The 24,162-nt window shown below is 61.6% G+C and carries 20 protein-coding genes; 5 read left to right on the top strand and 15 right to left on the bottom strand.

Annotation, left to right across the window (positions count from 1 at the left end; all coding sequences use genetic code 11):
• Window positions 1-10 precede the first annotated feature (10 nt).
• From BLR26_RS26650 to BLR26_RS26640, 3 genes are all read right to left on the bottom strand, one after another.
• Window positions 11-2,449 (bottom strand): TonB-dependent siderophore receptor, encoded by a 2,439-nt coding sequence (locus BLR26_RS26650; RefSeq protein ID WP_045196248.1) that lies wholly within the window; start codon window positions 2,447-2,449, stop codon window positions 11-13.
• A gap of 108 nt (window positions 2,450-2,557) precedes the next feature.
• A complete protein-coding gene (locus BLR26_RS26645) occupies window positions 2,558-3,532 on the bottom strand; it encodes a FecR family protein (RefSeq protein ID WP_093388107.1) in 975 nt (324 codons plus the stop codon).
• Window positions 3,533-3,549: 17 nt separating this feature from the next.
• Window positions 3,550-4,038: an RNA polymerase sigma factor gene (locus BLR26_RS26640; protein ID WP_045196243.1), complete on the bottom strand. Its 489-nt coding sequence runs from the start codon at window positions 4,036-4,038 to the stop codon at window positions 3,550-3,552.
• 648 nt (window positions 4,039-4,686) lie between these two features.
• Here BLR26_RS26640 and BLR26_RS26635 point away from each other — a divergent pair.
• Window positions 4,687-5,850, top strand: coding sequence for a type III PLP-dependent enzyme (locus BLR26_RS26635; protein ID WP_036993923.1), 1,164 nt, complete (start codon window positions 4,687-4,689; stop codon window positions 5,848-5,850).
• 83 nt (window positions 5,851-5,933) lie between these two features.
• Here the strand turns inward: BLR26_RS26635 and BLR26_RS26630 are convergent, their stop codons facing one another.
• Genes BLR26_RS26630 through BLR26_RS26620 form a run of 3 tightly spaced genes read right to left on the bottom strand, consistent with a single transcriptional unit; the run spans window position 5,934 to window position 7,967 of the window.
• Window positions 5,934-6,494: a hypothetical protein gene (locus BLR26_RS26630; RefSeq protein ID WP_143013315.1), complete on the bottom strand. Its 561-nt coding sequence runs from the start codon at window positions 6,492-6,494 to the stop codon at window positions 5,934-5,936.
• A 30-nt stretch (window positions 6,495-6,524) separates the two neighbouring features.
• Window positions 6,525-7,283: a tetratricopeptide repeat protein gene (locus BLR26_RS26625; protein ID WP_093388102.1), complete on the bottom strand. Its 759-nt coding sequence runs from the start codon at window positions 7,281-7,283 to the stop codon at window positions 6,525-6,527.
• A 3-nt stretch (window positions 7,284-7,286) separates the two neighbouring features.
• Window positions 7,287-7,967, bottom strand: a complete 681-nt coding sequence (locus tag BLR26_RS26620) for a Fe2+-dependent dioxygenase (protein WP_093388100.1) — start codon at window positions 7,965-7,967, stop codon at window positions 7,287-7,289.
• Between the two features lie 216 nt (window positions 7,968-8,183).
• Here BLR26_RS26620 and BLR26_RS26615 point away from each other — a divergent pair, with 216 nt between their 5' ends.
• The 4 genes from BLR26_RS26615 to BLR26_RS26605 all read left to right on the top strand — a co-directional run bounded on the left by BLR26_RS26615 (window position 8,184) and on the right by BLR26_RS26605 (window position 14,376).
• Complete coding sequence (locus BLR26_RS26615) at window positions 8,184-10,475, top strand: TonB-dependent receptor (RefSeq protein ID WP_045196234.1); 2,292 nt, start codon at window positions 8,184-8,186, stop codon at window positions 10,473-10,475.
• Between the two features lie 104 nt (window positions 10,476-10,579).
• Window positions 10,580-13,135 (top strand): PepSY domain-containing protein, encoded by a 2,556-nt coding sequence (locus tag BLR26_RS26610; RefSeq protein WP_093388226.1) that lies wholly within the window; start codon window positions 10,580-10,582, stop codon window positions 13,133-13,135.
• Between the two features lie 93 nt (window positions 13,136-13,228).
• Window positions 13,229-13,537, top strand: a complete 309-nt coding sequence (locus tag BLR26_RS27585; protein ID WP_256326695.1) for a transposase — start codon at window positions 13,229-13,231, stop codon at window positions 13,535-13,537.
• Window positions 13,534-14,376 carry an IS3 family transposase gene (locus tag BLR26_RS26605; RefSeq protein WP_371128695.1) on the top strand — a complete coding sequence of 281 codons (843 nt, stop codon included), beginning with the start codon at window positions 13,534-13,536 and terminating at the stop codon, window positions 14,374-14,376. The genes BLR26_RS27585 and BLR26_RS26605 overlap by 4 nt, the downstream gene beginning before the upstream one ends.
• 88 nt (window positions 14,377-14,464) lie before the next feature.
• Here BLR26_RS26605 and BLR26_RS26600 read toward each other — a convergent pair whose 3' ends face one another.
• The 9 genes from BLR26_RS26600 to pilW form a co-directional block, all read right to left on the bottom strand.
• Window positions 14,465-15,256, bottom strand: a complete 792-nt coding sequence (locus BLR26_RS26600) for an amidohydrolase (RefSeq protein ID WP_093388098.1) — start codon at window positions 15,254-15,256, stop codon at window positions 14,465-14,467.
• On the bottom strand, window positions 15,244-16,392 hold the full coding sequence (locus BLR26_RS26595; RefSeq protein ID WP_093388096.1) for a pyridoxal phosphate-dependent aminotransferase: 1,149 nt from the start codon (window positions 16,390-16,392) through the stop codon (window positions 15,244-15,246). The genes BLR26_RS26600 and BLR26_RS26595 overlap by 13 nt, the downstream gene beginning before the upstream one ends.
• A gap of 154 nt (window positions 16,393-16,546) precedes the next feature.
• Window positions 16,547-18,010: a ribosome biogenesis GTPase Der gene (der, locus tag BLR26_RS26590; RefSeq protein WP_045196227.1), complete on the bottom strand. Its 1,464-nt coding sequence runs from the start codon at window positions 18,008-18,010 to the stop codon at window positions 16,547-16,549.
• A gap of 116 nt (window positions 18,011-18,126) precedes the next feature.
• Window positions 18,127-19,278 (bottom strand): outer membrane protein assembly factor BamB, encoded by a 1,152-nt coding sequence (gene bamB / locus BLR26_RS26585; protein ID WP_045196225.1) that lies wholly within the window; start codon window positions 19,276-19,278, stop codon window positions 18,127-18,129.
• Entirely contained in the window at window positions 19,271-19,879 is a 609-nt protein-coding gene (locus BLR26_RS26580; protein WP_176470444.1) for a tetratricopeptide repeat protein, read from the bottom strand. The genes bamB and BLR26_RS26580 overlap by 8 nt, the downstream gene beginning before the upstream one ends.
• 72 nt (window positions 19,880-19,951) lie before the next feature.
• Window positions 19,952-21,241: a histidine--tRNA ligase gene (gene hisS, locus BLR26_RS26575; protein WP_045196222.1), complete on the bottom strand. Its 1,290-nt coding sequence runs from the start codon at window positions 21,239-21,241 to the stop codon at window positions 19,952-19,954.
• A gap of 28 nt (window positions 21,242-21,269) precedes the next feature.
• Window positions 21,270-22,379: a flavodoxin-dependent (E)-4-hydroxy-3-methylbut-2-enyl-diphosphate synthase gene (gene ispG / locus BLR26_RS26570; protein WP_038997015.1), complete on the bottom strand. Its 1,110-nt coding sequence runs from the start codon at window positions 22,377-22,379 to the stop codon at window positions 21,270-21,272.
• A 3-nt stretch (window positions 22,380-22,382) separates the two neighbouring features.
• Window positions 22,383-23,393 carry a RodZ domain-containing protein gene (locus tag BLR26_RS26565; protein ID WP_093388094.1) on the bottom strand — a complete coding sequence of 337 codons (1,011 nt, stop codon included), beginning with the start codon at window positions 23,391-23,393 and terminating at the stop codon, window positions 22,383-22,385.
• A complete protein-coding gene (pilW, locus tag BLR26_RS26560) occupies window positions 23,393-24,151 on the bottom strand; it encodes a type IV pilus biogenesis/stability protein PilW (protein ID WP_045196217.1) in 759 nt (252 codons plus the stop codon). Before pilW ends, BLR26_RS26565 begins: the two co-directional genes overlap by 1 nt.
• Window positions 24,152-24,162 lie beyond the last annotated feature (11 nt).

Here is a 24,162-nt window from a genome sequence, read left to right as displayed (position 1 = left end):
CGATCAGGCCTCAGAAACCTACACTGGCCTGCACATAGAAGGTGCGCGGCTCGCCCAGGTAGATCCCCGAGTTGTTGTCGCTGGAGCGGGTGTAGTACTGCTTGTCGAAGATGTTCTTCACCCCGGCCGCGAGCTTGAGGTTCGACAGCTCCTTGCCGAAATCATAACCACCGCGCGCCGCCCAGGTCACGTAACCAGGAATGTCGCCGTACTGGCCATCGGCACTCGGTTCGGTGATGTAGTTGCCGTTGAAGCTGCCGTCGGCATTCATGCCGGTGCCCGGTGCGCGTTGTTTCGATTGAGCGTAGGCATCGAGGTTCCAGGTCCAGCGATTGATCTCATAGCGCAGCCCGGCATTGACGATTTGCCGCGAATAAAACGGCAGGTCACGGCCCTTGAAGCCAGGGATCTCGCCTTCATAGGTGGCCCGGGTATAGGTGAACCCGGCATTGGCACTCAGGCCCTGCAGACGCGGGTCGAGCCCCGACAGGTCGTAGTGCATGGAGGCTTCGATACCCTGGTGCTTGGTGGCGCCTAGGTTGGTCCAGCCGATGTCGTTGCTGATGTACTGCAACTCGTCATCGAAGTCGATGTAGAACGCGGTCAGCTCACCACCCCAGGTACCGTTGTTGTAGCGGGTGCCGACTTCATAGGTCTTGGCTTTCTCGGCCTGCAGGCCGTTGGCGGTCTGGTCGCCACTGCCACCCTGGCCGAGCTGGAAGTACTGCAGGCTGCCGAACGAGGTCTCGTAGTTGGCGAACAGCTTCCATTCATCCGACAGGTGATACATCACGCTCAGCGCCGGTAGCGGCTCGTTGCTGGTCACGCTGCGGTTCTTTTCCTGCACCGGCACGCCGTTGGTACCACGCACCGGGCGCTCATGCCAGTCGGTGTTGATGTGCTCGAAACGGATCCCCGGGGTGATGGTCCAGTTGCCGACATCGATCTTGTCATCGATGTAGTAGGCGCTGGCTTCGGTGCCACCGGTGCGGTCCTGGAAGACATGGCCGTCGGAGCCCGGGGTCACGGTCGGGACATTGTTGATCAGCGCCAGGCGGGTCGACTGTTCGTGCATCGCTTCTTTCAGGTAGCGGTAACCAACGCTGACTTCCTGAGTGGTCGGGCCTGCGAAGAAGATCCGCGACAGCCGCGGCTCGATGGCGAAGGTGTGGTAGCTGCGCGGGTACGACGACAGGGTCTTCTGGTCACGGGCTGCGATGCTGCTGCCGCGGAAGCTGTCGGTGTAGTAGGTCTGCACTTCGAACTGGGTGACGTCGTCGATCTGGCGCAGGTACTTGAACGACACGTCCTTACGCCGGCCGCTGAAGGTGTCGTAGTCGCGGTCGGACTGGTACGGATCATCGTCGAATTGGGCCTGGGTCAGGCCACCGGGCATGTCGGCCTTGGCGTCGTAGTAATGAAAGTTGAGCCAGAATTCGTCACTGTCGGTCACCGCCCAATGGGTCTTGAGCAACACGTCATCGATATCGTTGTCGTTGTTGCTGCTGCGATAACCGTTGCCGTTGACCCCGGAGTACAGCAGCGCCGCACCCAGGCCATTGTCGGCAGTGCCGCCGAGGAAGGCCGATTCGATGTGCTTCCAGCCGCCATGGCGGGAGGTTTCCATCGTCGTCGACAGCTCGCCGGTGGCTTTCTCGGGAATGGCCCGGGTGACGAAGTTGATCACCCCGCCGACGTTCTGCGGGCCGTAGCGCACGGACCCAGCACCGCGCACCACGTCGATGCTGTCGAGGTTGCCGGACGAGATCGGCGCCATCGACAGTTGTGGCTGGCCGTAAGGCGCAAAGGCTGCCGGGATGCCATCGATCAATACCGTGGAGCGTGGCGACAGCCGTGAGGTCAGGCCGCGTACACCAACGTTCAGGGCGATATCGCTGCCGCCGGTACCGTTGGAGTCCTGCACCTGCACACCCGGCACGCCGCGCAGCACATCGCGTACGTTCAAGGCGCCCTGCTCGATCATCGCCTCGCGGCGCACCACGGTACGCGCACCGGGATGGTTGTGGACCACGGTTTCTTCGGCGCTGCCCAGCCAGTCACCGACGACTTTGACGTCGGTGGGTGCCAGCTCGAGGCTGCCGGTGGTCAGGGTGCCGGCGCTTTGCGCCGGGTGCAGGACCACGGTGCCCTGAGAAATTTCATAAGTCAGGCCGCTGCCCTCAAGCAACGCCCGCAGCGCCTCTTCCGGTTGCAGGTTGCCGGAGACCGCTGGTGCCTGCTTGCCGGCCACCAGCTCGGGGCTGAAGAACAGTTGCAGCGACGTCTGCTGGCCCAGTTGGCTCAAGGCCGAAGCCAGCGGTTGGGCCTGGATCTGGATGCTGGCTGGTGCCGGGGCGGCATAAGTGCTGGCGATACCGCCACTGACAGCCAGTGCCAGGGCCAGGGGCAACCAGCGGGAAGAACGCGGGGAAACGTTGTTGTTGTTCACGTCGTCGAGAGGTCCTGAGGGTCCATATAAATGTCAATGCCATGCAAATGGAAATGCTTGGCAGTTGCAGTTGGCCAGGAAGACGAACAACTGGAAAAAAACCTGAATTTATTTTGCGATTATTTCGCGGGAGCCGTCGGCATGGGCCTTGATCGCCACCGGCAGGATGCTCGGCAGCGCCCGCAGCAAGGCGTCGGTGTCGTCGGCGTTGAAGGTACTGCTCAGGCGCAGCGCGGCAATTTTGCCGGGGGCGACACGCAGGGGCTGCTCGCGGTAGCGCGAGACTTCCTTGACCACCTCGCTGAGCGGCGCGTCGTTGAACACCAGCTTGCCCTTGCGCCAGGCGGTCACAGCTGCGGTATCTACCGCATAGGGAGCCGTCACCTGGCCGCGAGCATCGATATGCGCCCCCAGGCCTGCGCTCAGCAAAGCCTTGGAAGCATCGCGACCTTCAACCCGCACCGAGCCGTTTTCGACCGCCACACGGGTTTGCTCCGGGTCCTGGCGCACATCGAAACGAGTGCCGGTCACGGTTACCGTGCCGTTGTCGGTGCTGACCACAAAGGGCCGCGCGCTGTCGTGGGCGACGCTGAACATCACCTCGCCCTGGCGCAACTGGATATGCCGCTGACCGGCGCTGAATTGCACGACCAGTTGCGTACGACCGTTGACCTCCAGCTGTGAGCCATCCGGCAGGTCGAGTTGGCGCCGCTCGCCCAGGGCGGTTTGCAGCTGGCCCTGGTAATTAAGTTGATGCTGCTGCCAGCCAAACCAGCCCAACCCCAGCGCCAGGGTCGCGATGCCGGCCGCCAGCGCCTGGCGAATAAAGCGTCGACGCGGCAACTGGCTGACCGGATCGGCCTGGCACAGCGCTTCGAGACGCGCACGCGGCACCTGCCCGGCTGCGCCCCAGAGCGTGCCCAGCAGATCGAATTCAGCTTGATGCTGCGAGTGCTCGGCCAGCCAGCGCTGCAACTCGCCCTGTTGCGCCGGCGCCAGCGCGCCATCGCGGCTGCGGGCAAACCACTGGGCTGCCTGCTCGCGCACGGTCTCGTTGCCGCACGGGCACGCCTGCTGATTCATGAAAACATTCGCCTGACTCATCTCGTCGACACATCCAGGTGCTCACGCAGATGCCGGAGCGTGCGGATCATATACTTTTCGACCATGTTCTTGGTCAAGCCCATGCGCTCGGCGATCTCGGCCTGGGTCAGGCCTTCGAGCTTCTGCCAGATGAACACCCGCCGGCAGTTGAGCGGCAGTTCGGCCAAGGCCCGTTCGACGCTGTCGGCCAGCTCCACAGCATTCATGTAGGCCTCGGGATCGCCGCTGGCGTCGATGCCCGGCTCGAACGCGTCCTGCTCCAGGGCCTGGCGGCGGTCTTCACGGCGGTAACCGTCCACGGCAATGTTGCGTGCGGTCTGGTGCAAATAGGCGCGCGGTTGTTCGACCCCCGCCTGGTCATTTTCCAGTACCCGCACAAACGCATCATGCGCCAGGTCCTCGGCCTGCTGACGACTGCGCAATTTGCGCGTCCAGGTGCCGATCAGCTCATGGTAGTGGTCGAGAAAGCCTTTGTGTCGCGACACGATGCACAGCTCTTCGCAGGCGATGAGGAATGGCGCGAATAGTAATGTTTCTTATTAAGGCCGGCAATCGAAGATCACCACTGCCGACGAAGCGTCCAAGCGGAAAAAAAATCACGAAAATGTGTGTAGATAATCGGCTGCCAGAGCGGAAAAAAATATGAACGGCCAGCCTTCGATTCATGGTTACGCCGTCACCTCATTGCCCGCCAAAGTTACCGCCTTTTCCCGTACTTTCGCCACCAACTTTGACTATTGCATCCATTTGCGTGTTCTACGATAGATCCCGGCGTATACCGGTATTTTTAACGCTTTTGTCATCAAATTGAACATCTACTGTTTACCTGGGTCGGTTAGAAAGTGGCTGGCCAACCCGGGGCGACGGACGTGTGCAAAAACGCGACATTTTTTGTTGATCTCGAGCCCCTCAGGTCCTAAAGTTCGCGCCGAACGTCCATGCTGGAAACGATCCATCCGGCTCAAGTACTGACGACGAGACAGCAAGGTCACCCGTAGCTCGCTTCATCACGCACGGTTGACCTTTTTGCTTTCGGCGACATGCCTTGGGAAGTAGGCGAACCAAAGTGGGGATACGGAGGACGTTCAGTTGCAGCCACTTATTTTTTCAGTTTGCCCATGGAGTCCCTAAGCATGTCGATTCAGGTCGAAGACTACTTCGCGCGCGATACCTTCCAGAAAATGAAGGCCTTCGCCGACAAGCAAGAAACCCCGTTCGTGCTCATCGACACGCAGATGATCAGCCAGGCCTACGACGACCTGCGCGCCGGTTTCGAATTCGCCAAGGTCTACTACGCGGTCAAGGCCAACCCGGCCGTTGAGATCATCGACCTGCTCAAGGAAAAAGGCTCGAGCTTCGACATCGCCTCGATCTACGAGCTGGACAAAGTGATGGGCCGCGGTGTCAGCGCCGATCGCATCAGCTACGGCAACACCATCAAGAAGTCCAAGGACATCCGCTACTTCTACGAGAAGGGCGTGCGCCTGTACGCCACCGACTCCGAAGCCGACCTGCGCAACATCGCCAAGGCCGCCCCGGGCTCGAAAGTCTACGTACGCATCCTCACCGAAGGCTCGACCACCGCCGACTGGCCACTGTCGCGCAAGTTCGGCTGCCAGACCGACATGGCCATGGACCTGTTGATCCTCGCCCGCGACCTGGGCCTGGTGCCTTACGGCGTGTCGTTCCATGTGGGCTCGCAACAGCGCGACATCAGCGTCTGGGATGCAGCCATCGCCAAAGTGAAGGTGATCTTCGAGCGCCTGAAAGAAGAAGACGGCATCGAGCTCAAGCTGATCAACATGGGTGGCGGCTTCCCGGCCAACTACATCACCCGCACCAATAGCCTGGAAACCTACGCCGAGGAAATCATCCGCTTCCTCAAGGAAGACTTCGGTGACGACCTGCCAGAAATCATCCTCGAGCCAGGTCGTTCGCTAATCGCCAACGCCGGCATCCTGGTCAGTGAAGTAGTGCTGGTGGCGCGTAAATCGCGTACCGCCGTCGAGCGCTGGGTGTACACCGATGTCGGCAAGTTCTCCGGCCTGATCGAAACCATGGACGAGTCGATCAAGTTCCCGATCTGGACCGAGAAGAAAGGCGAGATGGAAGAAGTAGTGATCGCCGGCCCCACCTGCGACAGCGCCGACATCATGTACGAGCACTACAAATACGGCCTGCCGCTGAACCTGGCCATCGGCGACCGCCTGTACTGGCTGTCGACCGGCGCCTACACCACCAGCTACAGCGCGGTGGAGTTCAACGGCTTCCCGCCGCTGAAAGCCTACTACCTGTAACACAAAAAACCGGGGGCATCATTGCCCCCGGGCTCCCCTGGTCATCATCTGCGTGATCGGGGTTATCAATGCGTGAGCACGGTCTACAGGACTTCCTTAATCCTGACCGCGAAGCTCAATGGCGCACCCTCATATGCATTCAAATACCTGTCGCCATCCCGATTGTTGTAGTAGCTCTTTATCTCGTGACCCTCATAGTCACGCAGGATGAAGTGGCGTTCTTGCTGACCGTACCACTCTGCGTGCGGCTGAACTTTCCAGAAGAAGGTAATTTCATTTTTACCGTACAAGCCGAGATAGCCCCCACTACTTCTGCCCAGCTTCTTCCCCAGGTAACCATCGACCCTGGATGCGCAGGTAATGTCGTAATGAATCCGGTCACCTTGATCTTCAACGAACTGAAAATGAAAATCGATCGGCCGTACCCGCAGCCCATGCCCCACTATCTGTAGCCAGCCACTTTCTGCAAAATCAAACTCGGTACGTTGTGCACTGATGCCAACCTGTCCTGAACGGCCGGCTTTGGTTGAATACAGGGTAGCGATAAACGATTTATCAACAAGATCCACCATTCTCAAGTCCTTTAAAATATCGGGCAGGCACATTGAGCTTGGGCGTTCCGTCGTGAGCAGGGCAGGCTGCATTGATTCCCTGGAAAGTCGTCGAAGGCTTTGCTAAGGGTGAAGTTGCATGAACGTCAGCCGTTGCTCATAGGCTCGCAGGACAGGCAGCAAGCGCTCATCCTGAACCTGCCGCAGGGTGCAGACGCTACTGCGCAGGAAATTCAGATTGCCGCCTCGCAGCGCGGTGTCGAACCAGGCTAATGCTGCATCAAGCTGATTGCTCTCGACCAACACCGTGGCATAGCTGAATTGCCCGCGAAAATCACCTGCCTCGGCAGAGCGGCGATACCATTCTTGCGCCTGGCCAACGTCCCGCTCACAGGCCAGCCCCTGCTCCAGATAACGCCCATAAAGGTTCATCGACTTGGCATGGCCCAGGTGTGCGGCCTGTCGATAGCAGAGCAATGCCAAGGGATGGTTCTGAGCCACCCCACGGCCAGTAGCCAGCAAGTTGGCGTAGTTGTACAGGCCCCAGTCCAGCCCCATTTCAGCAGCCTGACAATAGGCCCTGGCCGCAGCCGACACATCAGCCTGCCCTCCCCAGCCATGCTCCTGGCAGCGCCCGAGCATGTTGTGCGCCATAGCGCTGCCACGGCTGGCGGCAATCGCGAACCAGCGCCGGGCCAGAACCGGGTCTTGCTCGATGCCGCGACCGTCAAGAAGGATCTGCCCAAGCAGCACCTGCGCCTCGACAATGTCCTGCCCGGCTGCAGCCAGCAGTGCCTGGGCCGCCTTGGCCGGGCTGTGTTCGAGCATCTGGGCGAACTGTTCGCTGTCCAGCTCCTGGCGATTGCGCAAGGCGAAGGTCATGGCTCAGACCTCGACCCAGCGGCGCAACAGGTTGTGATAGGTGCCGGTCAACTGGATCAGCGCCGGGTGATCCGGCACGTCGGCGCCCAGTTGCTGGATGGCGTTATCCATCTCGTACAGCAGCGCGCGCTGGCTGTCTTCGCGCACCAGGCTCTGGGTCCAGAAGAACGCCGCGTAACGCGCGCCGCGGGTCACCGGGTTGACCTTGTGCAGGCTGGTGCCCGGATACAGCACCAGGTCCCCTGCCGCCAGCTTCACCTGCTGTACGCCAAAAGTATCCTGAATCACCAGCTCACCACCGTCGTAGTCCTCGGGATTGCTCAAAAACAGTGTCGAGGACAGATCGGTGCGCACCCGCTCGTGGCTTCCACGGGGCTGGCGCAGGGCGTTGTCGATATGAAAGCCAAAATTGCCGCCTTCGCGATAGCAGTTGATCAGCGGCGGGAACACCTTGTGCGGCAAAGCCGCCGACGTGAATTGCGGGTGCTGCCACAGGCGTTCGATCAGCGCCGTACCGATTTCCTTGGCCAGTGGATGGCCTTCGGGCAGCTGCAGGTTGTGCTTGGCCTTGGCCGACTGGTAGCCCGCGGTAATCTTGCCATCGGCCCATTCAGTCTGCTCCAGCGCCTGGCGAATACGCTGGACCTCCTCGGTGGAAAACAGGCCGGAAATATGTAGCAGCATGGCGCGGGCACCTGAAGGTGAAAGACGTCAATGGTATTGATTCCCATTGACTCTCTACAAGCCCTTTCGGCAGGTGGGACGTTTCAGCACGGAAAAACCGCCAGTCACCAATTGTAAAGATTGTAAATTCCACACAAATAGCAATTCTTCTCAATTGTTACTCATATTTGTTTACATTATATTTCGCGGCCTAAAAACCTGGGGAAGGGGACCACCATGCCGCGTCACTACGTGCCAACCGCTGTCAGTTCACCACGCTTGCTCACCTGCGCCATTGGTGTAGCGCTCACCGCGACCTCCGCCGGGCACCTGGCATTTGCCGCCGATGCCGAGCCTGCCAAGGACGGTGCCATCGCCCTGGATGCCACCAGCGTCACCGGCCAGGCCGAAACCGCCAGCACTGACTACAAGGTCGAACGCGCGTCTTCGCAGAAGTACACCGCGCCGCTGGTAGATATTCCGCGCACAGTGACGGTGGTCCCCCAGCAAGTGATCAAGGACACCAACGCCCTTAACCTGCAGGACGCCCTGCGTACCGTGCCGGGCATCACCATGGGTGCCGGCGAAGGTGGCAACCCGTCCGGCGACCGTCCGTTCATTCGCGGTTTCGACTCGCAGAGCTCGATGTACCTGGATGGCGTTCGCGACACCGGCTCGCAAACCCGGGAAATCTTCGCCATCGAATCGGTCGAAGTGGCCAAGGGCCCCAACTCGGCCATCGGTGGCCGCGGCGCAGCAGGCGGCACCATCAACCTGGTGAGCAAGCGCGCGCACTTGGGCAACTCCACCGATGGTGCCTTCACCTGGGGATCGGACCAGACCAAACGCTACACCTTCGATGGCAACTATCAGTTCCTCGACACCGCCGCGTTCCGCCTTAACCTGATGAGCCACGAAAGCAACGTCGCCGGCCGCGACGAGGTCAACTACGACCGTTGGGGCGTGGCACCGTCGCTGGTCTTCGGCCTGGGTACCGACACCCGCCTGAGCCTGGACTACTACCACATGGAGAGCGATGACCTGCCTGACTCGGGCATCCCCTACAGCCTGAAATCCGGCAGCTCCGCCAACCGCACTTCGGCCAACCCGGACAAACCGACCGATGGCGGTGACAGCGACAACTTCTATGGCCTGGTCGGCCGCGACTTCTACAAGAGCCGCGCCGACATCACCACCATCGCCCTCGAGCACGACCTGAGCGATGCGCTGACGATCAAGAACACCCTGCGCCATGGCAACACCCTGCAGGACTACATCTTTAGCCAGCCGGACGACAGCAAGGGCAACATCCTCAACGGTGAAGTCTGGCGCCGTCCGAACAACCGCGTGGCCAACACCCGCACCACCACCAACCAGACCGACCTGTTCGGCGAGGTCTACATCGGCGGCTTCAAGAACAACTTCTCGACCGGTATCGAACTGAGCCGCGAAGCCTCGGTCAAGACCGGCTACAACGTCACCGGCTTTGCCTCGGGCAACTGCAGCAGCGCCACCGGACAGATCTCCGGAGTCTGCACCTCGTTCACCGATCCGAACCCGAACGAAGCCTGGGATGGCACCGTTAGCCGCACTCTGGCTGGCGCCGATACCACCAGCAACACCCGCGCCATCTACCTGACCGACACCCTGGAACTGGACCCGGCCTGGTTGCTGACCATGGGCCTGCGTTACGACCACTTCGATACCAAGGCCAAAACCAAAATCGCCAGCGGCGCAACCAGCTTCAAGACCGAAGACACCAGCGAGTTCGTCACCGGCCAGCTGGGCCTGACCTGGAAGCCGGCCGAGAATGGTAGCGTGTACATTTCCTACGCGACTTCGGCGACCCCCGCCGGTGCATCGCTCGGTGAAGGCAGCGACGGCAATCCATTGCTGACCGCCACCACCACCAGTGACCTGAAGCCGGAAGAAACCACCAACTACGAAATCGGCACCAAGTGGAACCTGCTGGACGAACGCCTGGCCCTCACCGCAGCAATCTTCCGTACCGAAAAAGAGAACGCTCGTGTTCTGGTCAGCACCAACACTTACGAGAACGTCGGCAAGAGCCGGGTTGACGGTCTGGAACTGACCGCCACCGGCAAGCTGACCAACGACTGGCAGGTCTTCGCCGGCTACACCTACATGGATGCCAAGCTGATCGATGGGGGCAAGCAGAACGTCGGCGGCGTGTTTGTCGACAGCCCGAACAACGACAACCAGATGCCCAACACGCCGAACAACAGCCTGACCTTGTGGACTACCTACAACGTCACGCCGAAACTGACCGTCGGCGGCGGTGCCTTCTACGTCGATGACGTGTTCGGCAACGTCAACAACACCGTGATGGTCGATTCCTACTGGCGTTACGACGCTATGGCCAGCTACAAGCTGACCAAGAACGTCGACCTGCAGTTGAACGTACAAAACCTCACCAACGAGGTGTACTACGACAAAGCCTACGCTGCCCACTACGCCAACCAGGCCGCCGGGCGCACTGCCCTGCTGACCACCAGCTTCCACTTCTGAGTGAGCTGACTGGCAAGCCCCGTTCATTTAGGTGAACGGGGCTTTTGTGTATCAAGGCATAATGTGCGTCGCATTCGCATTTGCGACACGACAAGGTGATTGATGTGGTGAAGAAATCCCTGTTTCAACTGCACTGGTTCTTCGGTATTACCGCAGGCCTGGTGCTGGCACTGATGGGCATTACCGGTGCCATCTGGTCGTTCCAGGATGAGCTGCTGGAGCTGTTCAACCCTGATGTGCTCACCGTCGAAGTACGCCAGGAAGGCGTGCTGCCAATGCCCGAGCTGGTGCGCAGGATCGAGGCCGAACAGGGTGACAAGGTCGCCATGCTCTGGGTCCAGGCCGACAACGACAAGGCGGCGCGGGTCTTCTTCACCCCTCCCCCGGGCGAACGCCGGGGCTTGATGCGCTATGCCGACCCTTACACCGGCAAGCTGCAGGGCGACGTCGCCGGCCAGGGCTTTTTCGACCTGATGCTGCAACTGCACCGTTTTCTGGCCATGGGCGACACCGGCCGGCAGATCACCGGCGCCTGTACCTTGATGCTGATTTTCTTCTGCCTGTCCGGCCTGTATCTGCGCTGGCCGCGCAAGGCGCTGAATTGGCGGACCTGGCTGACCCTGGACTGGGCCAAGAAAGGCCGCGCCTTCAACTGGGACCTGCACGCCGTGGCCGGTACCTGGTGCCTGCTGTTCTACCTGCTGTTTGCCCTCACCGGTCTGTTCTGGAGCTACGAGTGGTACCGCGAAGGCCTGAACAAGCTGCTCGCCGACAGCCCGGCCGCTGGCCAGCAACACAAGCGCGGCGAAGGCCGCGGCGGACGTGCTGGTGGTGGCGCAGGTAAAGACGCCAAGCCGCTGGTGGTCGACTACGACGCCGTCTGGGCCAGCCTGCAAGCTGCCGCCGGCCCCGGTATGAGCAGCTACAACCTGCGCCTGCCGCCAGCTGGCGGGCAACCGGCGATGATCTTTTATCTGCTTGAAGGCGCCGAACACGAGCGCGCCCTCAACACCCTCAACCTGGACCCGGCCACAGGCCAGGTGAAGAGCAACGAGCGCTATGCCGACAAGTCGTTCAAGGCGCAACTGCTGGCCAGCGTCTACGCCCTGCACGTGGGCAGCTACTTTGGCCTGACCGGGCGCATTGTGGTGACCATCGCCAGTCTGACCATGCCGCTGTTCTTCGTCACCGGCTGGCTGTTGTACCTCGATCGCCGCCGTAAAAAGCGCCAGGTGCGTGCCGCGCGAGGTAACTTCGCGCCGTCGAACGGGCAGGACCACGGCTGGCTGGTGGGCTTTGCCAGCCAGAGCGGCTTCGCCGAGCAACTGGCTTGGCAAAGCGCCGGGCAACTGCAGGCTGCCGGCGTCGCGGTACAGGTCCGCCCCCTGGCTGAGCTGACCGAACAGGACCTCAACCAGGCTCGGCAAGCGCTGTTCGTCGTCAGTACCTTCGGCGACGGCGAAGCCCCCGACAGCGCTCGCGCTTTCGAGCGCAAGGTGCTTGGACAGCCTTGGGCGCTGGGCAACCTCAACTATGCCCTGCTGGCCCTGGGCGACCGCCAGTACCCGCACTTCTGCGGCTTTGCCCGGCGCTTGCAGGCCTGGCTCGGCGAACGCGGCGCCACCAGCGCCTTCGCCCCGGTTGAAGTCGACAGCGCTGACCCTGCGGCCCTGCAACACTGGCAACAACAGCTCGCACAACTGACTGGCAGCACGCCACCAGCGGCCTGGCAGGCACCCGAATTTGCCAACTGGACCTTGATCAGTCGCGAACTGATGAACCCGGGCAGTCAGGGTTCGGCGGTGTATCTGCTTGGCCTCAGGCCTGAGCAACCTGCGCAGTGGGAAGCTGGAGACCTGGTGGAGATCCTGCCGCGTAACAGCGCCCACAGTCTTGAGCAGTTTCTCAAGGGCCTGGGCCTTGATGGCGAAACACCCGTGCAGGTCGATGGCCTGCAAGAGAGCCTGTTGCAAGCCCTGGCCGGCCGGCAGTTGCCCAAGAGCCGTGAGCACCTGGTCGGCCTGCATGCGCAGGCATTGGTCGATGCATTGATCCCGCTGGCAGCACGGGAATACTCGATTGCCTCGATCGCCAGTGACGGCGTGCTGGAGCTGATCGTGCGCCAGGAACGCCACCCTGACGGCAGCCTCGGCCTGGGTTCAGGCTGGCTGACCGAGCATCTGTCTGTGGATAACAGTGTCAGCCTGCGCCTGCGCCGCAACAGTGGTTTCCACCTGCCGGCGCCGGCCACGCCGATGATCCTGATCGGCAACGGAACCGGGCTAGCCGGGCTGCGCAGCCTGCTCAAGGGCCGCATTGTGGCCGGCGAGCGCAGCAACTGGCTACTGTTCGGTGAACGCAACCAGGCCTATGACTTCCTCTGTGGGGATGAACTGCAAGGCTGGCAGCGCAGCGGCGATCTGGCCCGGCTGGAGCTGGCCTTTTCCCGCGATCAGAGCCACAAGGTCTACGTGCAGGACCGCTTGCGCGAGCAGGCGACAGAACTGCGACGCTGGCTCGACCAGGGTGCATCGATCTATATCTGCGGCAGTTTGCAGGGCATGGCCAGTGGCGTTGATGAGGTACTTAACGAGGTGCTCGGGGCTGTCGAGGTTGAGCGGTTGATCGAGCTGGGGCGGTATCGGCGGGATGTGTACTAAGCCTTGAGGGCCTCATCGCGGGTCAAGCTGAACTGGCCTAATGATCCCGGACACCTCTTAAGGGCGATATGATTCGCCCAACCAGGAGGTTCCATGCAAGAACGAAAGACTTATACCCGCGAGTTCAAGCAACGTGCTGCAAGCATGGTTCTTGACGACAACTGCTCGGTTCCCGACGTCTGCGCATCAATGGACGTCGGCCCCACAGCTCTGCGCCGCTGGGTAGACCAGGTTCGTAAAGAGCGTCAGAAAGGGCAACCAGTGCCAGGCACCAAGGCAATTAGCGATGAGCAGCGGGAGCTCCAGCAGTTACGCGCCAAGATCAAGCGTTTAGAGACCGAGGCCGAAATCCTAAAAAAGGCTACCGCTCTCTTGATGTCGGATCCCGATCGTTTTTCCTGATCGAGGAGCTGAGAGAGTCAGGCTCGTATCCGACCAGCCAGCTTTGCAGCGCTCTGGGCGTTTCCCGCAGTGCGTTTTATGACTGGCTTGATCGCCGCTCGGTACCCAATACCGAGCGTGATGTGCTCAGGGCAAAGGTCGTGCAACTACATGCTGAAAGCAGGGGAAGTGCCGGTGCGAGAATGATTTCTCAGTATTTGAAGGCCCAGCAGCTAAAGGTTGGAAGGTATCTAGCTGGAAGACTTATGGCGGAGGCGAACCTGACCAGCAGGCAGCGCCGTCGCCACCAGTATCGCTCCAGAGGTGTAGAGGCATTTGTGGCCAAGAATGTCCTTGAACGTAACTTCCAGCCCACGGCAACCAATCAGGTGTGGTGCGGTGACGTAACCAGCCTGATGATTGGGAAGCGCTGGTATCACTTGGCCGTGGTCATTGACCTGTTCGCCCGTCGGGTCATTGGCTGGGCATTTTCTCTGATCAATGATGCCCATCTGGTCAGCAAGGCCTTGGGCATGGCGGTAGAAGTACGAGGCAAATATGCGGGCTTGATGTTTCATTCGGATCAAGGCTGCCAATACACCAGCCAACGCTTCCAATCCGAACTGCTTGAGCATGGCATAACCCAAAGCATGAGCCGCAGAGGCCAATGCTGGGACAACGCACCAACGGAGCGCTTATTTGGCACGCTCAAATCAGAATGGGTGCCCGCCAAGGGCTATGCAACGATCGAAGAAGCCAGACAGGATATGACCAGCTTCTTCTTGCGCTACAACCAAATCAGGCTCCATAGCTACAACAACTATCTGTCGCCAATAGCAATGGAGCAGTTGGCAGCTTGATCACCGTAATCGGTGTCCGGTAAAACTTGACCAGAACAAGCCCGCTCCTACAGGTTTGGTGTGGGAGCGGCTTGACCTGCGATGAGGGTCAATGCAGCTCGAAGGTATCGGCATCCAGGTTGGCCGGGAACCGCGTGCGATAGGCCGCCAGGTCTGCCGCACTGAGCACCACGGTAAACACCCCGTCCGCCTCGCCTGCACTTAGCAGGCTCTCGCCCTGAAAATCCAGCACCTGGCTGTCGCCGGTATAGGCAAAGCCCTTGCCGTCGGTGCCCACGCGGTTCACCGCGGCGACATAACACAGGTTCTCGATGCCCCGCGCCGGCAACAAGCGGTTCCAGTGCTGGCGGCGGGCGGCCGGCCAGTTGGCGGTGTACAGCAGCAGGTCAGTGTCCTGGGCATCGCGGCTCCACACCGGGAAGCGCAGGTCGTAGCAGATCAGCGGCCGTACCCGCCAGCCCTTGAGCTCGAACTGCACCTGGCGTTCGCCCGGGGTGTAGTGCTTGTGCTCGCCGGCCATGCGAAACAGGTGGCGCTTGTCGTAGTACAGGATCTCGCCATCGGGCCGCGCCCACAGCAAGCGGTTGCGGTGGCTGCCGTCGGCAGCCTGGATGATCACGCTGCCGGTAACCACTGCATCAAGCTTCTTGGCCTGGCTCTTGAGCCACTTGTAGGTCGGGCCGTTCTCGGGCTCGGCGAGGCTTTCGGAGTCCATGGAAAAACCAGTGGTGAACATCTCCGGGAGGATGATCAGGTCGGCGCCACGAGCCTGTTCCAGCAGGCCTTCGAATTGCTCGTAGTTGGCCAGGCGGTCGTGCCAGGCCAGGCTGGTCTGCACCAACGCAATGTTCAGGTTGGGCAGGCTACTCAGATCGCGCATAGTTTTTCCGCTGCCTGACGCAGCGTCTCCTCGCGTTTGGCAAAGCACAGGCGCACCAGGCGCTGCGCGGGGATGGGTTGCTGATAGAACACCGACACCGGAATGGTCGCCACGCCATGCTCGCGGGTCAGCCAGAGCGACATCTCGACGTCGTTCAAATCCGGGCGAATGTGCGAATAATCCACCAACTGGAAGTACGTGCCCGGAGTGGGCTTGAACTGAAATCGCGAAGGCGTGAGCAATTCGCAGAACAGGTCGCGCTTGGCCTGGTAAAAGGCCGGCAGCTCTTCGACGTGCTCGGGGTGCGCGGCCATGAAATCGGCCAGCGCCCATTGCAGCGGGGTCACGCCGCAGAAGTTGACGTACTGGTGGACCTTGCGCAGCTCGGTGCTGAGTGCCGCTGGCGCCACCACATAACCGGTTTTCCAGCCAGTGACGTGGTAGGTCTTGCCGAACGAGCTGACCACGAATGCACGCTGATACAGCGCCTCGTGGGCCAATACGCTGGCGTGCTGTACACCGTCGAACACCAGGTGCTCGTAGACTTCGTCGCTGATCAGGTAGATATCGCGGTCGGCGATCAACAGCGCCAGCTTGTCCAGATCATCTCGGCTGATCAAGGCGCCGCTAGGATTGTGCGGCGAGTTGAGGATGATCATCCGCGTACGCGGGCTGAGGGCGTCGGTGAGCTTCTGCCAGTCGATGGCAAACTCGCCATCGCTCAGTTGCACATGCACGCAACGCCCGCCGGCCAGCTCTACCGAGGGCTCATAGCTGTCGTAACTGGGATCGAAGACGATGACCTCGTCGCCTGCGCGGATCACTGCATGGATGGCGCAGAAGATCGCTTCGGTGGCACCCGGGGTGATGGTCACTTCATGCTCGGCATCGACGCTGACGCCATAGCTGCGGGCGATCTTGTTCGCCACCTGCTGGCGCAAGGCCGGCAAGCCGGTCATGGGGCTGTACTGGTTGTGCCCGGCACTGACATGCCGGCCGACCGCATCGAGCAATGCTTGCGGGCCGTTGAAATCGGGGAAACCCTGGGACAGGTTCAAGGCGCCGGTTTGCGCGGCGAGCTGGGACATGGTGGTAAAGATGGTAGTGCCGACGTTCGGCAACTTGCTACTGATCATGGAGCCCTCTTTCCTGCAGCACTATCCGGCTCGAGGCGGCGCGGTCTGGGACCGAGCATAGCGGATTGATCAGTCAGGAAAAAGGTTGTTACGGTCGCAGGCCAATCGCCGGTCAAACCCGCTCCCGTAGGAGCGGGCTTGCCCCGCGATGCTTCTAGCGCTTGTCTTTACGCTTCTTCTCGGCTTTCTTGTGGTGCGACATCAAGCGACGCTTCTTGTTGACCTGGCGGTCGGTCAGCGTGTTCTTGTTGCCTTCGTACGGGTTGTCACTGCCCTTGTACTCGATGCGGATCGGCGTACCGACCAGCTTGAGCACGCGGCGGTAGGTGTTTTCCAGGTAGCGCGAGTAGGACTTGGGTACCTTCTCGACCTGGTTGCCGTGGATCACGATGATCGGCGGGTTGGCGCCACCGAGGTGGGCATAGCGCAGCTTGATCCGGCGGCTGTTGACCATCGGCGGCTGGTGCTCGCTGACCGCATCTTCGAGGATCTGGGTCAGGCGGCTGGTCGGCCAGCGGGTGACCGCCGACTTGAACGAGTTCTGCACCGACTGGTACAGGTTACCCACGCCAGTGCCGTGCAGCGCCGAGATGAAGTGGATGTCGGCAAAGTCGACGAAGAACAGCCGGCGTTCCAGCTCGGTCTTCACGTAGTCGCGCTCGCTCGGCTGCATGCCGTCCCACTTGTTCAGGGCGATAACGATGGCGCGACCGGCTTCCAGGGCAAAGCCCAGCAGGTTCAGGTCATGGTCGACCACGCCTTCGCGGGCGTCCATGACGAAGATCACCACGTTGGCGTCCTTGATCGCCTGCAGGGTCTTGACCACGGAGAACTTCTCGACTTCTTCGTGGATCTTGCCGCGCTTGCGCACCCCGGCGGTGTCGATCAGGGTGTATTTCTCTTCGTTACGCTCGAAGGGAATGTAGATACTGTCGCGGGTGGTGCCGGGCTGGTCATAGACGATGACCCGTTCTTCACCGAGCATGCGGTTGACCAGGGTCGACTTGCCGACGTTAGGCCGGCCGATGATGGCGATCTTGATCCCGTCTTTTTCGCTCGGGCCAGGGATACGCACCGCTTCCTCGCCTTCAGCGACGTCGGTGTCGATCTCTTCCTCGTCCTTGTCCCGCGGGAAGTCGCTGAGTACAGCTTCCAGCAGGTTGTTGACGCCACGGCCCTGGGCGCCGGCAACACCAATGGCGTTACCCATGCCCAGTGGCGAAAATTCGGCGATGGCGGCCAGCGGATCGATGTTGTCGATCTTGTTGGCAACCAGGAACGAGCGTTTGTTGCGCTTGCGCAGGTGCTCGGAAATCATCTGGTCGGCGGCGGTCAGACCGGCGCGGGCATCGACCAGGAACAAGACCACATCGGCTTCTTCAATGGCCAGCAGCGACTGCTCGGCCATTTTCTCGTCCATGCCTTCTTCGTCACCGGAAATACCACCGGTGTCGACCAGGATGTACGAACGGCCTTGCCAGCGCGCTTCACCGTACTGGCGGTCTCGGGTCAGCCCGGACAGGTCGCCGACGATAGCGTCGCGGGTCCTGGTCAGGCGGTTGAACATGGTGGATTTACCGACGTTCGGTCGGCCCACCAGGGCGATTACGGGAACCATTCGGCTCTCCACTTCATAAATTCGAAAAATACAAAGGCCGCTGCACTGCAGCGGCCGGAGTTCGAGCGGCACCCGAAGTGCCGCAGCCCGAGGCCGGCATGGCCTCAAGCATAGCCTCAGCGGATGGTCAGCGCCTCGAGCTTGCCGCTGTTGCCGTACACATAGATGGTGTCACCCACCACCAGCGGACGGGCGCGCAGGCCATCGCTGTCGATACGCTCACGACCGACGAAACGACCATCGACCTGGCTGAGCAGGTGCAGGTAGCCTTCCAGGTCACCCACCGCTACGTAGCTGGAGAACACTTCCGGCGCCGACAGCTGGCGGCGTGCCAGCGAATCGTTGCTCCACAGGGCGCTGGACGAGCGCTCGTCGATGCCTTCCACAGTGCCCGAAGCCAGGCTCACGTAGACGTTACCGAAGCCCTGGGCCACACCGGTGTAGCTGGAAGCATCACGCTGCCACAGCAACCGGCCGCTCTCCAGGTCCAGGCCGGCAACGCGGCCCTGGTAGCTGGAAACGTACAGGGTACCGCCGGACAGCAGCAGGCCGCCGTCGATATCCACAACCCGGTCGAGCTCCGAGCGACCTTGCGGGATGGCCACACGCTGCTCCCAGACCGGCGCGCCGTTCTGGGTGTCGAGGGCAACCACTTTACCGGTCGAAAGGCCAGCAACGGCCAGACGGTTGGTCACGATTGGTGCGCCAGTACCGCGCAGGGTCAGTACCGCCGGAGTGCTTTCGTAGATCCAGCGACGGTCGCCGGTGCTGGCGTCCAGGCCAATGACGCGGTCGTCCTGGGTCTGTACTACCACCACGTCACCGTTGGTCGCTGGTGGCGCCAGCACTTCACTGGTAACGCGCGAGCGCCAGCGTTCCTCACCGGTGCTGGCATCCAGGGCAATCACTTCGCCCTTGAGGGTGCCGAGCATGACCATGCCGTAACCGACGCCAACGGCACCGGACACTGGCAGTTCGAGGTCCTTCTTCCAGGCCACGTCGCCGTTGCTGCGATCCAGCGCCATCACCACGCCGGTAACATCGGCGGCGTAGATGCGGTCGTTTTCGATCGCCGGCACCAGCATGTTGAAGGTTTCGCCCTGACCGTCACCGATCGAACGGCTCCACTGCTTCTTCAGGACCACTTCTTCGGTGAACTTGGTGAGTTCGGCCGGTGGCAATTCCTTTTTGCTGTTGCTGCTGCAACCCACGGCCAGAAGGGCCAGGGTCAGCACTGCTGCATGTTTCCAACCGATCACGTCACGCATCCCCTTTGGCCAGGTCGTCGAGCTTGAGTTGCAGGCCACCGATCGCGGCGTCGTCAGACAGCGCAGCCTTGGCTTTTTCGTAAGCGGCATGGGCGTCGCCAGCGCGGCCCAGTTGCACCAGCAGGTCGCCCTTGAGCTCTTCGCGGCTGGCCAGGAACGCCTTGTCGGCATCGCCTTCGAGCAGCTTCAGCGCTTCGTCGACCTTTTTCTGCGCGGCCAGCACACGGGCCAGGCGCTGACGGGCGATTTCACCCAGGGTCGCGTCGGCCGGCTTGTCCATCACCAGCTTGAGCTCGGCCGCGGCGTCATCGAGCTTGCCGCTCTCGACGGCTACCTTGGCGACGAACAGGCTGGCGTACTGGGCATAGGCCGAGCCGCCGAATTCGTTCTTGAGTTTGCCGGACAGCTCGGCAACCTTGGCCGCGTCGGGCTCGCCGCTTGGCGTCAGGGTAGTCTCCAGCAGGGCCTGGTAAAGGTTCGAGGCGCCTTGCGACTGGTTGGTCTGGTATTTCTGCCAGGCTTGCCAGCCGAACACCACGACCAGCGCCAGCAGGCCACCGGTTACCAGCGGCTTGCCATTGCGGTCCCACCAGTCCTTCATCGCGACCAGTTGTTCATCATCGGTACTCGACACCCCAATACTCCTTTTCACCAAATCGGCTGTTGACTCGCCTCACGCCTGCGCGAGCGAGGCTTCCAGGTGCTCTGCCAGAGCATCCCAGGCAATATTTTGTTGTTCGCCCTGACCGCGCAGGGGTTTGAAACCTACCACTTGTTGCGCCAGCTCGTCGTCCCCCAGGATCAAGGCGAACAGCGCGTTGCTCTTGTCGGCCTTCTTGAACTGGCTCTTGAAGCTGCCAGCACCGGCGTTGACCTGCAGGCGCAGGTTCGGCAGACGGTCACGCAGGCGCTCGCTCAGGGCCAGGCCGGCAAGCTCGGCCTGCTCGCCGAAGGCGCACAGGTAGACGTCGACCTGACGGTTGATCGACTCGGGTACCTGCTCGAGGGTTTCCAGCAGCAGGATCAGGCGCTCGATACCCATGGCGAAACCAACGCCCGGGGTCGGCTTGCCGCCCATCTGCTCGACCAGGCCGTCGTAGCGACCACCGGCACATACGGTGCCCTGGGAGCCGAGCTTGTCGGTGACCCATTCGAAAACGGTCTTGCTGTAGTAGTCCAGGCCGCGCACCAGTTTGGTGTTGATCACGAACGGAATGCCGGCGGCATCCAGGCGTGCCTTGAGGCCCTCGAAGTGCACGCGGGACTCTTCGTCCAGGTAGTCTTCGAGCTTCGGCGCATCGACCAGCACCGCCTGGGTATTGGCGTCCTTGCTGTCGAGGATGCGCAGCGGGTTGCTTTTCAGGCGGCGCTGACTGTCTTCGTCCAGGTGCTCCAGGCGCGCCGAGAGGAACTCGACCAGCGCGTCACGGTAGCGGGCCCGGGCTTCGCTGGTACCCAGGCTGTTGAGTTCGAGCTTGACCGCGTCGCGAATGCCCAACTGGCCCCAGAGGCGCCAGGTGAGCATGATCAGCTCGGCGTCGATATCCGGGCCGTCGAGGTTGAAGACTTCAACGCCAATCTGGTTGAACTGGCGATAACGGCCTTTCTGCGGGCGTTCGTGACGGAACATCTGGCCGATGTACCAGAGTTTCTGCACCTGGCCGCTGCCGGTGATGCCGTGCTCGAGCACGGCGCGCACGCAGGCGGCGGTGCCTTCCGGGCGCAAGGTCAGGGAGTCGCCGTTACGATCGTCGAAGGTGTACATCTCTTTTTCGACGATGTCGGTGACTTCGCCGATCGAGCGCTTGAACAGCTCGGTGAACTCGACGATCGGCGTGCGGATCTGGCGATAGCCATAGGTATCCAGCAGGCCGGCCACGGTGTTCTCGAAATAACGCCACAGCGGCGTCTGCTCGGGCAGGATGTCGTTCATGCCACGAATGGCTTGCAGCGATTTGCTCACGGAAAATCCCTTAACAATTCTGTGTCAGTCAGCCACGGGCGATCAGCGCCGCGTCGGCCTCGGCTTTTTCAGCCGCTTTCTGGCGGATGAGCTTTTCCAGCTCATCGACCAGGTTGTCATTGGTCAGCTTCTGCGCAGGCTTGCCGTCGATGTAGATCAGGTTCGGCGTGCCACCGGTGAGCCCCACGTGGGCTTCCTTGGCCTCGCCCGGGCCGTTGACCACGCAACCGATCACGGCGACGTCCAGCGGTACCAGCAGGTCTTCCAGGCGCCCTTCCAGCTCGTTCATGGTCTTGACCACATCGAAGTTCTGCCGCGAGCAGCTCGGGCAGGCGATGAAGTTGATGCCACGCGAACGCAGGTGCAGGGACTTGAGGATGTCGTAGCCGACCTTGACCTCTTCAACCGGGTCGGCGGCCAGCGAAATGCGAATAGTATCGCCAATCCCGTCGGCAAGCAGCATACCGAGGCCCACCGCGGATTTCACCGTGCCCGAGCGCAGGCCGCCGGCTTCGGTGATGCCCAGGTGCAGCGGCTGGATGATCTGCTTGGCCAGCAGGCGGTAGGCTTCGACGGCCATGAACACGTCAGAGGCTTTAACGCTGACCTTGAAGTCCTGGAAATCCAGGCGGTCGAGGTGCTCGACATGACGCATGGCGGACTCGACCAGCGCCGCCGGGGTCGGCTCGCCGTACTTTTTCTGCAGGTCTTTTTCCAGGGAACCGGCGTTGACGCCGATACGGATCGGAATACCGCGATCGCGGGCGGCATCGACCACCGCCCGAACGCGGTCTTCACGACCGATGTTGCCCGGGTTGATGCGCAGGCAGTCAACGCCCAGTTCGGCCACGCGCAAGGCGATGCGATAGTCGAAATGGATGTCGGCAACCAGCGGTACGCTGACCTGCTGCTTGATCTTGCCGAAGGCCTCGGCAGCGTCCATGTCCGGTACCGAGACGCGCACGATGTCGACGCCGGCATCGATCAGGCGGTTGATCTGCGCCACGGTCGCGGCCACGTCATTGGTGTCGGTGTTGGTCATGCTCTGGACCGCGATGGGAGCATCGCCGCCAACAGGCACATTACCTACCCAGATTTTCCGGGATTCGCGACGTTTGATCGGAGATTCGCCGTGCATGACTTATTGTCCCAACTTCAGGCGAGCGGTCTCGCCACTGGTGAACGGCGCAACGTCGACAGGCTGGCCGTTGTAGCTGACCTGCACGCCGCGGGCAAAGCCCAGGCGTACCGAAAACGGCGGCTTGCCGGTCAGGTCCAGGCTGTCGCCCTTGCGCTTGATGGCGCTGAACAGCAGCTTGCCGTTGCCGTCGGTGACCGAGGTCCAGCAATCGGCGTTGAATTGCATGTGCAGCTGGCCGCTACCGGCCGGGGCTGGAGCGGCGACAGCAGGTGCTGCTGGCGCAGCGGCAACCACTGCACTGTTGACCACGGGCGCCACCGGGGCTGGCGCTGGAGCCGGTACAACCGGCGTGGTCGCGGCGCTGGCGGCAGGCGCAGCAGGCGTGGCAGCAGGGCTGGCCGGTGCTTGTTCGGCAGGTGCGGCGCCAGCCGGTTCTGTCGGGGCCTGCTCAAGGCTCAAGGCAGTGCTTTGCGGTTGCTGGCCAGCGCTCACAGCCTGGTCTTCAGGCTCGTCCAGCGGGTGAATCTGGGTGGTGCCGTCGGCGCTCTCGACTTCGACGTGCTCCAGGGCCATGTTGGCCAGGTCCTTGCCTCGCAGGCTGGTCTGGTCCTGCCACCAGAAGAAGCCACCACCGATCACCACCACCAGCAGCACCAGGCTGACGATACGCAGGATGTTGTGGGACAGGCGCACCGGCTCTTCGATGCGGCCAAGGGCGTGAACGTCGCTGCCCTGGGCGTGGGTGCCGGTGCACTGGTCGAAAGCCTGCACCAGGGCAGCCTGGTCCATGTCCAGCAGCTTGGCATAGGCGCGTATGTAGCCACGGGCAAAGGTATGCCCCGGCAGCTTGTCGAAGGCGCCGGCTTCTAGATTGTTCAGGGAACTCACGGTGAGGTTGAGCTTGCGGGCCACTTCGGCCTGGGACCAGTCCCTGCTCTCGCGGGCCTGACGCAGGATTTCACCGGGATTTTCGCGAGTCGCTGCTGCTGCTTCGGGATGCGCCGCTTTCATCATTGCTCCGACAGGTATTGCTGATATTCCGGCGTACCGGGATAAAGTCGTTGTAATTGCAGGCCCAGTTCGCTGGCCTTGTTCCGTTCTTCGAAGACGCTGGCCAGGCGGCTGCCCAGCAGCAGGCTGCGGGCACTGTGGTCGCTCAGCTGGCTGAAACGATCGTAGTAGTCACGGGCCGGCACATAATGCCTGTCTTCGTAAGACAACTCAGCCATTTCCAGCAACGCGCGCGGCTGCTGCTGGTTGAGTCGCAAAGCTTTTACCAGGTATTCCTGCGCTTCGGCGCGCTGCCCCAGCCTGAGCGCGGTCAGGCCAAGGTTCTCGAACACCCGGGAGCGTTCAGGATACAGGGTATCGGCCGCCGCTTGGGCAAACATCTGCTGCGCCTGGGCGTATTGCCCACGAGCATAAAGGAAACTGCCGTAATTGTTGCGAATTCGGGTGTCGTCCGGGCGCCGGGCCAGGGCCTTGCGAAAGTGCGCCTCGGCCAGTTCCGGCTCGTCTTCGGCCTGAAACACCAAAGCCAGGGCCGCATGGGCTGCGGCATCCTGGCTATCGAGGTCGAGGGCTTTTTTCAGCGGCGCCTTGGCCTGCTCGGTCAAACCTTGTTGCAAATAACCCAGGCCCAACTGCACATAGGCTTGGCGTGCCTGCTCGCGACCTTCACGACTGCCCAGCGCGTCCGAACTCCCGCCGGACACGCAACCTGCAAGCAGGGCGAGCGCCAGGATCGACAGCGCGAAGCGCAGGGTCATGGAGGTCCTCT

Origin of the sequence: Pseudomonas sp. UC 17F4 (assembly GCF_900101695.1) — a bacterium.
Classification (GTDB): Bacteria; Pseudomonadota; Gammaproteobacteria; order Pseudomonadales; family Pseudomonadaceae; genus Aquipseudomonas.
The sequence above is the reverse complement of the archived record's forward strand: the minus strand, read 5'-3'. Positions and strand labels throughout refer to the sequence as shown.